This window comes from Pantoea latae (assembly GCF_002077695.1).
GTDB lineage: Bacteria > Pseudomonadota > Gammaproteobacteria > Enterobacterales > Enterobacteriaceae > Pantoea > Pantoea latae.
Map to the genome: position 1 here is coordinate 14,242 of NZ_MWUE01000007.1, position 14,097 is coordinate 28,338.

Annotated in this window: 12 protein-coding genes; 7 read left to right on the top strand and 5 right to left on the bottom strand. The window is 60.5% G+C overall.

What is annotated here, in order from left to right:
• Positions 1 to 1,386 carry a MocR-like pyridoxine biosynthesis transcription factor PdxR gene (pdxR, locus tag B2J69_RS04495; protein ID WP_081136826.1) on the bottom strand — a complete coding sequence of 462 codons (1,386 nt, stop codon included), beginning with the start codon at positions 1,384 to 1,386 and terminating at the stop codon, positions 1 to 3.
• 95 nt (positions 1,387 to 1,481) lie between these two features.
• On the opposite strand from pdxR, the gene B2J69_RS04500 reads away from it, so the two are divergent.
• From B2J69_RS04500 to B2J69_RS04515, 4 genes are all read left to right on the top strand, one after another.
• Positions 1,482 to 2,087: an FMN-dependent NADH-azoreductase gene (locus B2J69_RS04500; protein ID WP_081136828.1), complete on the top strand. Its 606-nt coding sequence runs from the start codon at positions 1,482 to 1,484 to the stop codon at positions 2,085 to 2,087.
• A 14-nt stretch (positions 2,088 to 2,101) separates the two neighbouring features.
• Positions 2,102 to 2,581: a carboxymuconolactone decarboxylase family protein gene (locus B2J69_RS04505; protein WP_081136830.1), complete on the top strand. Its 480-nt coding sequence runs from the start codon at positions 2,102 to 2,104 to the stop codon at positions 2,579 to 2,581.
• A 95-nt stretch (positions 2,582 to 2,676) separates the two neighbouring features.
• Complete coding sequence (locus B2J69_RS04510; RefSeq protein WP_081136832.1) at positions 2,677 to 3,312, top strand: hypothetical protein; 636 nt, start codon at positions 2,677 to 2,679, stop codon at positions 3,310 to 3,312.
• A 23-nt stretch (positions 3,313 to 3,335) separates the two neighbouring features.
• Positions 3,336 to 4,013: a MarC family NAAT transporter gene (locus B2J69_RS04515; RefSeq protein ID WP_081136834.1), complete on the top strand. Its 678-nt coding sequence runs from the start codon at positions 3,336 to 3,338 to the stop codon at positions 4,011 to 4,013.
• 195 nt (positions 4,014 to 4,208) lie between these two features.
• Here the strand turns inward: B2J69_RS04515 and B2J69_RS04520 are convergent, their stop codons facing one another.
• From B2J69_RS04520 to B2J69_RS04530, 3 genes are read right to left on the bottom strand one after another with little or no spacing between them, the layout of a single operon-like run.
• Complete coding sequence (locus B2J69_RS04520; RefSeq protein ID WP_081136836.1) at positions 4,209 to 5,465, bottom strand: c-type cytochrome; 1,257 nt, start codon at positions 5,463 to 5,465, stop codon at positions 4,209 to 4,211.
• A 4-nt stretch (positions 5,466 to 5,469) separates the two neighbouring features.
• Positions 5,470 to 7,239, bottom strand: a complete 1,770-nt coding sequence (locus B2J69_RS04525; RefSeq protein WP_081136838.1) for a GMC family oxidoreductase — start codon at positions 7,237 to 7,239, stop codon at positions 5,470 to 5,472.
• 34 nt (positions 7,240 to 7,273) lie between these two features.
• Complete coding sequence (locus B2J69_RS04530; protein ID WP_081136840.1) at positions 7,274 to 8,002, bottom strand: gluconate 2-dehydrogenase subunit 3 family protein; 729 nt, start codon at positions 8,000 to 8,002, stop codon at positions 7,274 to 7,276.
• Between the two features lie 561 nt (positions 8,003 to 8,563).
• On the opposite strand from B2J69_RS04530, the gene B2J69_RS04535 reads away from it, so the two are divergent.
• The 3 genes from B2J69_RS04535 to B2J69_RS04545 all read left to right on the top strand — a co-directional run bounded on the left by B2J69_RS04535 (position 8,564) and on the right by B2J69_RS04545 (position 13,055).
• Positions 8,564 to 10,135: an ABC transporter substrate-binding protein gene (locus B2J69_RS04535; protein WP_081136842.1), complete on the top strand. Its 1,572-nt coding sequence runs from the start codon at positions 8,564 to 8,566 to the stop codon at positions 10,133 to 10,135.
• 95 nt (positions 10,136 to 10,230) lie between these two features.
• Complete coding sequence (locus tag B2J69_RS04540) at positions 10,231 to 11,733, top strand: helicase HerA-like C-terminal domain-containing protein (RefSeq protein ID WP_081136844.1); 1,503 nt, start codon at positions 10,231 to 10,233, stop codon at positions 11,731 to 11,733.
• A gap of 41 nt (positions 11,734 to 11,774) precedes the next feature.
• A complete protein-coding gene (locus B2J69_RS04545) occupies positions 11,775 to 13,055 on the top strand; it encodes a DUF445 domain-containing protein (RefSeq protein WP_081136846.1) in 1,281 nt (426 codons plus the stop codon).
• A gap of 84 nt (positions 13,056 to 13,139) precedes the next feature.
• Here B2J69_RS04545 and B2J69_RS04550 read toward each other — a convergent pair whose 3' ends face one another.
• Positions 13,140 to 14,030, bottom strand: coding sequence for an Rpn family recombination-promoting nuclease/putative transposase (locus B2J69_RS04550; protein ID WP_081136849.1), 891 nt, complete (start codon positions 14,028 to 14,030; stop codon positions 13,140 to 13,142).
• Positions 14,031 to 14,097 lie beyond the last annotated feature (67 nt).

Consider the following 14,097-nt stretch of genomic DNA (forward strand, 5'->3'; position numbering starts at 1 on the left):
CTAACGCGCCATCGCCCTTCTCGTCTCCTCCTCCACGCCCTGCAGCAGCGCCAGCGCCTGCTCATACGACCGAATATTGGTATAGCCAATCACCAGCCCGTAGCGCTTCTGCGTCTGCATATACCAGCCGGAGAGCGGCAGCACGCGCAGCTGATGGCGCTGCCACACCTCCGCCAGCGCCACATCCTGAATGCCGCGCCGCAGAAAGGCGACGATATGCATGCCGCCGTCGGTGAGCTGATACTCAAACAGATCCGGGAAGCAGGCCTGCAGCGCATCGAGCATCATGCGGCGTCGCTGCTGGTAGAGAATGCGCATCTTTTTAATATGCCGGTAGAAGTGCCCTTCGCTGAGGAACTGCGCGAGAATTTTCTGCGGCAGCAGCGGCAGGCCGTTCTCCAGAATCTCGCCCAGCTCGCGAAAGCGCGCCAGCGTCGCTTTGGGCATCACCAGATAGCCGATGCGCATCGCGGGCATAATGGTTTTACTGAAGGTGCCGGTGTAGATCACCCGGTCGTGCGTATCGAGGCTTTTTAGCGCCGGGATCACCTTGCGCGTGTAGTGAAACTCCCCGTCATAGTCATCCTCGATAATCCAGCTCTCGTTCTCCTGCGCCCACGCCAGCAGCTGATGCTTGCGCGGCAGCGACAGCGTCACCGCCAGCGGGCTCTGATGAGTCGGCGTCACCACCGCAAAGCGCGCGTCGGCGTGATAGCGCAGCAGATGATCGACGTCGATCCCGTCGCGATCGACCGGCACATAGTGCAGGTTGGGCGCGATCCACTTCAGCAGCTGCTGCCCGAAGAAGTAGCCGGGATCCTCAAACAGCACCTTGTCGCCCGCCTGCGCCAGCACCGCCAGAATCAGCCGCAGGTTGGCGCGATAGCCGCTGGTGATAAAGATCTGCTCCGGCTGGCAGTCAAGCCCGCGCGAGATGTTGAGGTAGCTGGCAATCGCCTCGCGCAGCGGCGTATAGCCCATTACCGGCGGGATCAGCATCTCATCCGGCCGCAGGCTGCGCGCCGCTTTGCCGGAAATCAGCAGCCACTTCTTCAGCGGAAAGGCGTCCAGCGACGGTATGCCGAGCCGCATCTCTCCCTTGCTTTCCCGCTGCTCAATGCGCAGCGGCAGGTCGCTCTCCTCTGGCTGCCACGCTGGCTCCTCTTTGTTGACAGGCGTAAGCGCCGGATTAACACGTGTGCCCTTCGCGCCCTGGCTGACGAAGTAGCCTTCGCCAATCAAAATCTCATAGGCGGCCTCTACCGTTTTGCGCGCCACGCGCAGCTCGCTGGCCAGCACGCGGATCGCCGGCACGCGATCGCCCGACTTCAGCACGCCCGCCTGGATCTGCTGACGATAGCGCGCGTAAATCTCTCTGTATCCCACCGCTATGTCCTACCTGTTTTCACGTTTTATGGCCCTTTTTACTCTGACATAGAAGCTTATCATCTCTCCATTGTTTAGCCGCGAAAGAGTCACCTATGAAGCTACTGCATATTAACGTCAGCCCCGATATCAGCGGATCCGCGTCGCGCGCCGCCTCCGCGCATCTGGTCGACCGGCTGCGCACCCGCCATCCGCAGCTGGAAGAGACGGTGCTGGATCTGGCGCAGCATCCGCTGCCGCATCTGGACGCCTTTACCATCGGCGCCTTTTTTACGCCGCCGGAGGCGCGCACCCGCGCCCAGCGCAGCGCTATTGCCACCTCGGAAAGGCTGGTGGATCAGCTGTTCGCCTGCGACACGCTGGTGATCGCCTCGCCGATGTGGAACCTCGGCCTGCCCTCGGTGCTGAAAGCCTGGTTCGATCACATTACCCGCGCCGGCCGCACCTTCGCCTTTACCGCCGACGGCAGCAAAGTCGGGCTGGTTAAAGGCAAGAAGGTCTACTGCGTGGTCGCCAGCGGCAGCGTCTTCGCCCACGGCCCCTTTATGCAGGATGACCAGTTCACGCCCTACGTGCGCGTCGCGCTCGCCTACATCGGCATTGAGGAGGTGGAATTTATCCGCGTCGACGGCACGCACGATCCCGTCAGCCGCGCCACCGCATTGCCCCATGCGTTAAACACCATTAATTCACTGTTCTGAAAGAGGAAAGCATCATGACATCACGCGTTAACCACTTTAAAACTGTCCCGGCACTGGCTAAATCCCTCGGCGACGTCTCTATGGCGTTACGCAAAACCTCGCTGGACGCCACGCTGAAGCATCTGGTGGATATCCGCGCCTCGCAGCTCAATCACTGCGCCTTCTGCCTCGATATGCACGTGAAGGAGGCGAAGCTGCACGGCGAGCGCGAGCTGCGTCTGCATCACGTCGCCATCTGGCGCGAGTCGCCGCTGTTTAGCGCGCGGGAGAAGGCGGCGCTGGCATTGACCGAAGCCCTGACGCGCATCGGCGAACAGGGCGTCAGCGAGGCGCTCTACGGCGAGCTGCGCGAGCACTTCTCCGAGGTGGAGATCAGCGAGCTGGCCTTTACCGTCGCGGTGATCAACAGCTGGAACCGCCTGCAGATCCTGTCGCAGATGGCGCCGGGCGCGCTCGACAGCGCATACGGGCTGGACCGCGCTGAATTACATTAATTTTTAACGCCAGCAGCGCAGGCTGCTGGTCGCCCCATGTTTTTCTGCGCGCCCTGAGGCTATAGTGAGGTTTTGCACTACAAAGGACAGCACGCATGAAAGGCATCAATATTGCGATTTACTTCGATCCCGATCTCATTTTCGCGACCGTGCATCAGCCGGACGGCAGCTATCTGAGCAAAAACTTTCAGTACGACGATGCGGTGATTGAAGAGATCTACCAGTGGCTGGAACAGTTCACGCCGAATCGCACCCATATTTGCCTGCTTGAGCATGACACCGCCGATATCCTTGCCGACGAGCTGGTGGATAACGGCTATCACGTTCATCGCGTCAGCACTCATCTGATGCTGGAGTGGTTCACCTCTTCGCCGCCCGCCACGCCGGACGGCACGCCGGTGCGCGCGCTGCTGCGCTATCTGGAAGAGGAGAAGCCGGGAGAGTATGTGTCGCGCACGCCGCAGATTGAGGCGCTGCTCGATATGTTCGACGATCTCGACGCGCTGGAAGAGGTGGAAGAGGAAGACGACGAAGACAACCTGCCGGATGACGTGCTGCGCCTGGTGAAGCAGAAGAAGATCACCGCCCTCGCCGCCGCGCAGAGCCTGATCCCGGAGCTAAACGAACGCATCCGCGAGCATCTGATGCGCTATCCCGAGCTGATGACGCCAGAGCTGCTGGAAGACTTTTTCCCGGAGCTTCTGGAAGCAATGGAGCGACCTAAACACTAATCCCGCGACCAAAGAGGACGCATATGCAGGCGTTATTAGAAGCGGTGGGATTAGGGCTGATCGTGCTGCTGCCGCTCGCCAACCCGCTCACCACCGTGGCGCTGTTTTTGGGGCTGGCGGGCGAGATGAACTTCAGCGAGCGCAACCGTCAGGCGCTGCAGGCCTCCATCTATGTGTTCGCCATTATGATGGTAGCCTGGTACGCGGGCAACGCGGTGCTCAATACTTTCGGCATCTCTATTCCCGGCCTGCGCATTGCGGGCGGGCTAATCGTCGCCTTTGTCGGCTTTCGCATGCTGTTTCCCGCGCAGCCGGTCGGCCATTCGGTGGAGGCGCAGCACAAGCAGGATGAGCTGGAGAACAGCGACGCGCGTCAGGAGCCGGTCAATATCGCCTTTGTGCCGCTGGCGATGCCGAGCACCGCCGGTCCCGGCACCATCGCGATGATTATCAGCTCCGCCTCCACGGTGAAAAGCGGCGTCAGTTTTCCCGCGTGGGTGATTGCCGTGGCGCCCCCGCTCACCTTTCTGCTGGTGGCGCTGATCCTGTGGGTGGCGCTGCGCAGTTCCGGCAGCATTATGAAGCTGGTGGGGAAAGGCGGCATCGAGGCGATTTCGCGCCTGATGGGCTTTTTACTGGTCTGTATGGGCGTGCAGTTTGTGATTAACGGCGTGCTGGAAGTGGGACATAACTTCCATTAAAAAAGGGCGCCGAGGCGCCCTAAATATTTTCAGGTAAGGTGCTGACGCGGGTGAGAAGGCCCGATCGCAAAGACGCAAAAAGCGGCATCCCTGCCAGCTCGGCCCGCGACATCCTTGTCGCGGGACGCTTTGCTCTTCGGTCCTTCTCACCCTCTTGCAGACTTCTCAGCCGTCTGAAAGAAGACGCAGTGCCCTTTAATCGTGCTTCAGCGACTTCCGCACATCCGCCACCTGATCCTTGCTCACCGCTGGCGCATTGTTGCTCCAGCCCTGACGGATAAAGGTCGCGAGCTGCGCCACTTCGTCGTCGCTCAGACGCTTGCCGAAGCCAGGCATCGCCAGCGTCGACGGCGCTTTCTCGGTAGACGGCTGCTGCGCGCCTTCCAGGATGGTGTGGATCAGCCCGGTTGGATCCTTGGCGTTGACGATGGTTGCCTGATCCAGCTCCGGGAAGATACCCGGCGCGCCTTTACCGGTGACAAAGTGGCAGGCGCCACAGTTGTCGATGTAGAGACGTTCGCCTTCGGTCAGGTTCTTCGCCGCCGTCAGCTTCGCTTCGGTCTTCTGCTGCGCCTGCACGTCGTAGGCCTGCAGCGGCGGATTGCCGCCGAGGAACTTCAGATAGGCCGCGACCGCTTTGAGATCGGCGTCGGTCATGTGCGAGCTACTGTGCTCAATTACCGACTTCATCTCGCCGCCTACCGCCGCTTTATCGTTGCGGCCGGTCTGCAGGTAATCGACGATCTCCTGCTCGCTCCAGCGCGGCAGACCGCGCAGCGACGGCACGTCCCAGTCGTTCAGGCTACCGCCCGCGAGGAACTTCGCGTCGCCGCTGTCCAGCGCCTTCTCGTTCATACCGAGGCCGCGCGGCGTGTGGCAGCTGCCGCAGTGGCCGAGGCTCTCGACGATATAGGCGCCGCGGTTGATCTCCTCAGAGGCGCCGCCGATCGGCTGGAACGGCTTGTCGCTGGTAAAGGCCCAGTTCCAGAAACGCATGCCCCAGCGCTGGCTAAATGGAAAGCTTAGGCTGGTCTCCGGCGGCTGCTCGGCGCTCGGCTGCACGCCCTTCATAAAGTAGACATACAGCGCGTGCATATCTTCATCGCTGATTTTGGCGTAGTCCGGGTACGGCATCGCCGGATAGAGGCGCGAACCGTCCGGCAGCACGCCTTTGCGCACCGCGTCGGAGAACTGTTGCTCGCTGTAGTTGCCGATACCGTGCGCCTTGTCCGGCGTGATGTTGGTGGAATAGATGGTGCCGAGGTTCGACTCAATCGCCAGCCCACCGGAATAGTCCGGCTTGCCCGCAATGGAGTGACAGGCCATACAGTCGCCGAGACGCGACAGGTATTCGCCCTTCTTGATCAGCTGGGCCTCATCTTCCGCATGCGCCTGACTCACCATGCATCCCAGCAGCACGGCGTTGGCGAGTAACAATGATTTCAGTTTCATATGCTTATGCCTGTACCAGTGGACCGGGGTTCTTCAGATACTGTTCCTTGATCGCCTGCGCCGCCATCAGGGTAATCGCGCCGATGGTGTCGGTCGGGTTCGCCTGGAAATTCTGCGGGAAGGCGTTGCCGCCCGGTACAAACACGTTATGCACGTCCCAGCTCTGCAGATACTTGTTCAGTGCAGAGGTTTTCGGGTTGTCGCCCATCACCGCGCCGCCCACGTTGTGGGTAGAGACGTACTTGGTCAGGTCGAAGTTGGCGTCCATCGGCAGGAAGCTCATGCTCATGCTGTCCGGGTTCAGCTCTTTGCCGATATTGCCGACGATGCCCTTCAGGTACTGCTGCAGCTTCAGCTCGTTCTGCTTCCAGTTAAAGGTCATGCGCAGCAGCGGCTGGCCGCGGTGGTCGGTGTAGTTCGGGTCGAGGTCCAGATAGACGTCACGGTACGACTGGCAGGTCGTGGTGATGCTGATCTTCATCGAGTGGCCGTACCACTCTTCCATACCCTCTTTGTAGCCCATGCCCCAGCTCGGCGTGCCTTTCGGCAGCGAGGTGGCGATCGGCGTGCCGGTGGCCTGCGAGCTGTGGATCTTGGCGCCGCCAAGGAAGCCGAGACCCGGACCATCGAAGTTGCCTGGCGAGATGTCGTTGAACATCTGGCCGGTGGCGCCTGCGGTGGCGTACGGGTTGAAGTTTTTGTCCTTGAAGAACAGGGTCGCGCCGCCGTTCGACAGGAAGGCGTAGTTACGGCCTACCACACCCTCTTCAGTGATCGGGTTGTACGGCTTGCCGATGCCGGAAAGCAGCATCAGACGCACGTTGTAGAGCTGGAAGCTGGAAAGCACGACGATTTTCGCCGGCTGGAACACTTCGTTGCCGTCCACGTCATAGTAGATCACGCCTTTGGCGGTCTTCTTGTCGTCGTGCAGCACCACCTTCACCACTTCCGCGTGCACTTCGTAGGAGAAGTTCGGCATGCGCTTCAGCGCATCCATCACCGCGGTCTGCGGCGACGCTTTGGAGTAGTTCAGGCACGGATACTTCGAGCAGTAGCCGCAGTAGTTGCACGGCGCGATCTGGTTGCCGTAGGGGTTTTTCCACGCGCGCGACACGCACGCCGACGGGTTGGGGAACGGATGGTAGCCCAGCTTCGTCGCCGCTTCTTTAAACATCACGTTGTTCAGCGTGTCTTCCAGCGCCGGCAGCGGGTAAGGCTCAGAGCGCGGGCCTTCGAACGGGTCGCCGCCTTCCAGAATCTGGCCGCGCAGGTTGCCGGTGTTGCCCGACTGGCCGCAGATCAGCTCGAACTTGTAGTAGTACGGCTCGATCTCTTCCCAACTGAACGGGAAGTCCATCACGCGCATATCTTCCTGCAGGATGCCCGGCTTGTAGGCCTCGTCCACGTAGGTTTTCAGCTTGATGTCGGTCGGGGTTGGACGGATCAGTACCGCCGTCCAGTGCATCCCTGCGCCGCCCACGCCGGTGCCCGGCGCGAACGCGCCCCATTTACGGGTCGGCAGCGCGGTCTGGGTGGTGTCGTAGCGCACGGTGACCGCCACTTCTTTCGGCGTAGCGAACACTTTGTTACGCACGTTATAGGCGTATTCGTCGGCCGGTTTCGGGTAGGCGAAATCGGGGTAGTCGCGCTCGCCGCCGCGCTCTAAGGCGCGCACTTCGAGGCCCGCCAGCGCCAGCTCGATACTCATCAGCGAGCCGGCCCAGCCGAGGCCGCAAACAACGACGTCGACTTCTTTTTTAGTAATCTGTGCCATGATAATCCTGTCTCAAATACCTGATTCAGCGCGGTTAAGCGCGTTCACCCAAAAGGCTGACCGGCCCCAGCGGATAGGGCACGTTGTGCTGCTTCACCCATTCGGTGAAGCTGGCGCGCGCGCCAGGGAAGCCGATGGCGATCCAGGCTTTCATGCCTTTGTTGCCGCCATACATCGGATCCGCGAGATAGCCATGTTTGGTATCAGAGAGCAGCTGGCTGAAGAACTGCGACGCTTTCAGGTTGCCTTCGCCCAGCGCGGCGAAGTCGATGCCGTTCTTGTTGAGTTTGGTCAACACGTCATCTTTCTCTTCCAGCGTGAGCTGCTGGAACGGCTTGTTGTAGGTGGTCTGCACCCACTGCGTCACCAGCTTGATGGCGGTGTGGTACATCTGCTGTGGAGTGAACGGGATCTGGTAACCGAACGTCGGATCGGCGTGCACGTTGAACGGGCCCTGCATATAGATCTCGTCGCCGAACTCGCTGCTCTGCAGCTGCTGGTCGATAAAGATCGGCACGTTGGTTTCCAGCGCGCCAGGCGCTTTGCCTTTGCCGCCTGCCGGGATCAGGCGATCGGTGGCGGCGAGAATAAACTGCCATTCGTCCGCGCTAAAAAAGCCCGGTTTATAGTCAGCCAGTTCCGGCGCGGCCATTTCAGCTGCCTGCGCCGCAGTCAGCCCTTTTAACACCAGGTCACTTAATGGCAATGCCAGTAAAGACCCGAGCAAAAACTTTCGTCTGGTGGTGGGTTTGTCAAGAAGCATAGCGGCACGACTCTCACTTGCTGTAAAAGTAATATATTTGTTAAACACAAATCTTATCGGTTAATAACGCGGCAATATTAGGGATATAGATATTTCGAAATGTAAAAATAGAAGTACAAATGTGTTTTAGTGAAAATTTATCATTGTGTTATTGGATGGTTACGAGGGGGTGACGGCTGTTACAGGAGGAAATTTTGTTTAAAACCGCACAATTGATGGTTATATAGTCAGAAACCTTGTGCGCCAGCCCGGTTTTATTTGCGTGAGGTGACAGTTGCCGGAAATAATCAATCAAAAAAAATCATACTTCCATACAAGAGAACTATTCTCATTGGCAACATTATATTCACTTATTAACAGCAGCAATGAAATATTGCTGGAAATGTGATCGCTATTCGGCGAAAGCCTTATTTCGCTGCTGGCGTGGCAATAATCAATGTAGATGGTTAATCACGCCGGAAACTGAGACGATTTTTTTGTGCAAAGCTCATAACAAAGCGGCATTTTGCCGTAGCGACGCGCCGGATAAAGTAGGTTTATCAACTACTCAGGATAAACCCTATGCGACGCATTTTGCTTTTGTTGTTGGGCGCGCTGACATTAGCGCCCGTGGTGCACGCCAGCACGCCGAAAGATACGCTGGTGATCGCCGTGCCGCTCGACGGCATTATCAGTTTCGATCCGGCGGAGAGCTTTGAAACGGTCAGCAACAGCAGCCTGCGTAATGTTTACCAGACGCTGGTGGAGCCGAATCAGGACGATCCGCAGAAGCTCTCGCCGCTGCTGGCGCGCAGCTGGCAGCAGGGTTCGACCCCGCACAGCCTGCTTTTCAACCTCAATCCAGACGCCCGTTTCGTCAGCGGCAATCCGGTCACCGCGCAGGATGTGGTCTTTTCCCTGACGCGCGCGGTGAAGCTCAATAAAGCGCCCTCTTTTATTCTGGCCGAGTTCGGCTGGACGCCGGAGAATATCAGCAGCCAGTTTACGGTGGTGAACGACCATCAGCTGGAGATCCGCTGGCCGGCGCAAATCGGCCAGGATCTGGCGCTGCGTCTGCTGACCGCGCCGGTCGGCTCGGTGGTCGACAGTAAAACCGCGCTGCAGCACGCCAGCAGCAACGACACCGGCAACGGCTGGCTGAAGACCCATTCAGCGGGCAGCGGCGCCTTCTCTATCAAGCAGTTTGTGCCGCTGCAGGCGCTGGTGCTGGAGGCTAACCCACACGCTGCGCCGCAGCCGCATCTGAAGCGCGTGCTGCTTAAGGGCGTCGCCGATCCGGGCACGCGTCGTCTGCTGGTGCAGCAGGGCGACGTGGATGTCGCCTATCAGCTCGGCCCCGATCAGATCGCGGCGCTGAAGGGCGATGCCAACGTGCGCATTGATGCCTTCCCGTCGAGCCTGGTCTACTATCTCGGCTTTAACACCAAAGACGCGAAGCAGCCCGCGCTCGGTAATCCGGCGCTGTGGCAGGCGGCGCGCTGGCTGGTGGACTACGACAGCATCGCCAACCAGCTGCTGAAAGGCCAGTACCGCATTCATCAGAGCTTTTTGCCGGACGGCTTTGACGGCGCGCTCAACACCACGCCGTTCCATTACGACGTCGACAAGGCGAAAGCGATTTTACAGCGCGGCGGCATCGCGCCAGGCACCCATATCGCCCTGACGGTGGTGAATCAGCCGCCCTATATTGATGTGGCGCAGGCGCTGCAGGCGAGCTTCGCGAAGGCGGACGTGAACCTGGATATTCAGCCGGTGGCGGAGTCAGAGCTGTGGAGCAAGATGCGCGGCCGCGACTTCCAGTCGATCTTTATCTACTGGGGCGCGGACTATATCGACCCGAACACCAACGCCAGCGCCTTCGCCTATAACGTGCCGGGCGGCTCGAAAACCCTGGCGTGGCGCGTCGGCTGGGAGATCCCCGAGCTGAGCGCCGAGACGCGTAAGGCAGCGGGCGAAAGCGATGCCACGCAGCGTCGCGCGCTCTACACCCATTTGCAGACCGAACTGCAGCAGAACTCGCCGTTCGTCACTATTCTGCAGGGCGCGCAGCAGGTCGCGGTGCGCAAAAACCTCAGCAACGTTAAGCAGGGCATCGGCGTCAGCATGCTGCTGCTGGATGAGGTGCAGAAGTAACCAGGGCGCGCCGTCGCTGCACGGCGCGCCATTTTCCCGCCTTCTCCCGCGCCGCTTGCTATCCTTCAGACAGATCCTTTGCCTGGAGTGACGCCATGACCGCCCCGCTGCTTATTGCCCAGACGCCCGATGTGAAATGTTATCTGCTGCCCGCGATGGCGAATCGCCACGGGCTGATCACCGGTGCGACCGGCACCGGCAAAACCGTCACGCTGCAGAAGCTGGCGGAATCCTTCTCCACCCTCGGCGTGCCGGTGTTTATGGCGGACGTGAAAGGCGACCTGACCGGCATTGCGGCGCAGGGAGAAGCGAGCGAGAAGCTGCTGGCGCGGCTGGCGAAGATCGGCGTCACCGACTGGCAGCCGCAGCGCAATCCGGTGATGCTGTGGGATATCTTCGGCGATCAGGGCCATCCGGTGCGCGCCACCGTCTCCGACCTCGGCCCGCTGCTGCTGGCGCGCCTGCTGAATCTCAACGACATCCAGAGCGGCGTGCTGCAGATTATCTTCCGCGTCGCCGACGATCAGGGATTGCTGCTGCTCGACTTTAAAGACCTGCGCGCAATGACCCAGTACATCGGCGACAACGCCAAAAGCTTTCAGACGCAGTACGGCAATATCAACAGCGCGTCGGTGGGCGCCATTCAGCGCGGGCTGCTGGCGCTGGAGCAGCAAGGCGCAGAGCACTTCTTCGGCGAGCCGATGCTCGATATCCGCGACCTGATGCGCGTCGACGCCGACGGCAAAGGCTTTATCAATATTCTGGCGGCGGACAAGCTTTATCAGCAGCCGAAGCTCTACGCCACCAGCCTGCTGTGGCTGCTGTCGGAGCTGTACGAGCACCTGCCGGAAGCGGGCGATCTGGAGAAGCCGAAGATGGTGTTCTTCTTCGACGAGGCGCACCTGCTGTTTAACGATGCGCCGCCGGTGCTGCTGGAGAAGGTGGAACAGGTGATGCGCCTGATCCGCTCGAAAGGCGTCGGCGTCTGGTTCGTCACCCAGAATCCTGCTGACGTGCCCGACAGCGTACTCGGCCAGCTCGGCAACCGCGTGCAGCACGCGCTGCGCGCCTTTACGCCGAAGGATCAGAAGGCGGTGAAGAGCGCCGCCGACACCCTGCGCGCCAATCCCGCCATCAACACCGCTGAGGCGATTCAGGCGCTGGGCACCGGCGAGGCGCTGATCTCGTTTCTCGATGAAAAAGGCAGCCCGTCGGTGGTGGAGCGCGCGATGGTGATTGCGCCCGGCTCGCGCATGGGGCCGGTGAGCCTTGACGAGCGCAACGGCCTGATCAACCACTCGCCGCTGGCGGGCAAATATGATGAGGAGATCGACCGTGAATCCGCCTATGAGAAGCTGCATCAGGGCGTGAAAGGCGCCAGCGAACAGGCCAACGCGCCGCAGGCGAAAGGTAACGAGCTTGAGGTCGACAGCGGCATTCTCGGCGGACTAAAAGAGGTGCTGTTCGGCCGCACCGGCCCGCGCGGCGGCAAGCATGACGGCATCGTGCAGAGCGTGGCGAAAAGCGCGACGCGGCAGATCGCCAACCAGATTATCCGCGGCGCGCTCGGCAGCCTGCTGGGCGGGCGTCGCCGCTGAGGCGCTTTCCGCTGCGGTCGGGCCTCTGCTAAGCTGTGAGCATGGACAAATTACGCGAACTTAAACGGACAAAACGTCTGGCGCTCGGCCTGCTGCTGCTGGCCGCCGCCATCTTTATCACCACGCTTTTTCTGCCGCCTGGCTTCTGGGTGAGCGGCGTGAAGGCGATTGCTGAAGCGGCGATGGTCGGCGCGCTGGCGGACTGGTTCGCCGTGGTGGCGCTGTTTCGCCGCGTGCCGGTGCCCTTTATCTCGCGCCATACGGCGATTATTCCGCGCAATAAAGATCGCATCGGCGACAATCTCGGCCGCTTCGTGCAGGAGAAGTTTCTCGACACCGATTCGCTGCTGGCGTTGATCCGCCGCCACGATCCGGCGCAGCTGCTGGCGCAGTGGCTTAACGCGCCGGGCAACGCCGACCGCATCGGGCGCCATCTGCTGCAGGTGATGCGCGGCTTTCTCGATCTTACCGACGACGCGCGTATTCAGAACTTTATGCGCCGCGCGGTACATCGCGCCATCGACAAGGTCGATCTGTCGCAGACCAGCGCGGTGCTGCTGGAGAGCCTGACCAAAAACAACCGCCATCAGGAGCTGCTCGACGCGGCGATCGATCAGCTGCTGCGCCTGCTGCACAAGCCCGCCACGCGCGACTTTATCGCCATGCAGATTGTGCGCTGGCTGAAGCGCGAGCATCCCATTAAGGCGAAGATGCTGCCGACCGAATGGCTGGGCGAGCACAGCGCGGAGCTGGTGGCGAACGCGGTGGATTCAGTGCTCGACGACGTGGCGGCGGATCAGGGTCACGAGCTGCGCCTCGGCTTTAACCGCGCGGTGGATCGGCTGATTGAGAAGCTGAAGCACGACCCGGAGATGGCGGCGCGCGCCGAGGAGATTAAGCGCTGGATGAAAGAGGACGCCTCGCTGAACCGCTATATCGGCGAGCTGTGGAGCGACCTGCGCGCCTGGCTGAAAACCGATCTCAACAGCGAGGATTCGCGCGTGCAGGAGAAGGTGCGCCAGGCGGCGCTGTGGCTGGGCGAGAACCTGGCGCGCGACGACGCGCTGCGCGCCTCAATGAACCGCCATCTGGAAGACGCCGCGCGCAGCGTTGCGCCGGAGTTCGCCGCCTTCCTGACGCGTCATATCAGCGATACGGTGAAGAGCTGGGACGCGCGCGATATGTCGCAGCAGATTGAGCTGAACATCGGCAAGGATCTGCAATTTATTCGCATCAACGGCACGCTGGTGGGGGGCACCATCGGGCTGATCCTCTACCTGCTGTCGCAGCTTCCGGCGCTGTTGCCGCTGCTGGCGCGTTAAAACCACTCAAGGCTCAGACAGAACCCGCTTTTTAAGGCGGGTTCTTTTATTGTGTTGATCGGTGTGGAGTACGGCTCAGGACGGTTACTGGTCGCCGAGGCGGTCTAGTTCTTCTTCCGTCAGCCCGGTCGCCTGCAAGATCGTGTCGCGCGGCAGCTGCATTTTCAGCAGGCTGCGCGCGACTTCCAGTTTGCCCTCAAGCTTGCCCTTTAGCTCGCCTTCCTGCTTAAGCTGTTCTGCAATTGTCATCAGTGGGACCTCCTGTTGCGGCATCCGCTGTGCCAGTTCTTGAACAAAGGCGCTGGCGTCTGTGGTTTCGCCTGCCTGAATAATATAGTTTACCAGCGATGGTGTTTGTGATGAAGATTTGTCCGCCTGCCAGGCGGCTACCAGCAGGTCCATGATCTCCGCTAAATCGCGCTGGCGAATATGTTTTTGCAGCAGCGTCAGCGCTGCCATACGACGATGCTGCACGATTTCATCATCAGGAATGACGGTGACGTCGACCAGCGGAAAAGCCTTGCCGTAAAGCACGGCGGCCAGCGCCGGGTCGGCGAACCCGTCCAGCCAGCAGGTTGACCAGGGATAAGGGCTGCGCTGACCGGCGTAAAACAGCACCGGTATTACCAGCGGCAGCGTCTTATGTCCGGCGTCGAGGTGACGCTTCATCGCCGCCACCGCGTAGCGCAGCAGCCGAAACGCCATCTGTTTGTCCGGCGTCGACTGGTGCTCAATCAGCACCTGCACATAGCCGTCGCCGCCGCCGCGGGTTTTCATGCTGTAGAGCACGTCGCTGAAATAAGGGCGCAGATCATCTTCCACGAAAGAGCCGGAGGCCAGCCTGAGCGTGCTGAGGTCACAGAGCGCAAGGAGCTGAGGCGGAAGGTGGATTTCCATAAAGTCGCGCGCCACGTCCGGCTGGCTGAGAAGCTGGCGGAAGACGGCGTCGTGCGGGGTCGGCGTGCTCTTCTTCATCTTTCCTGACTCTGAAAAAAACCCGCACAGAGCCTGGCATAGCTGAGAAAAACAGTCATTAGCGACA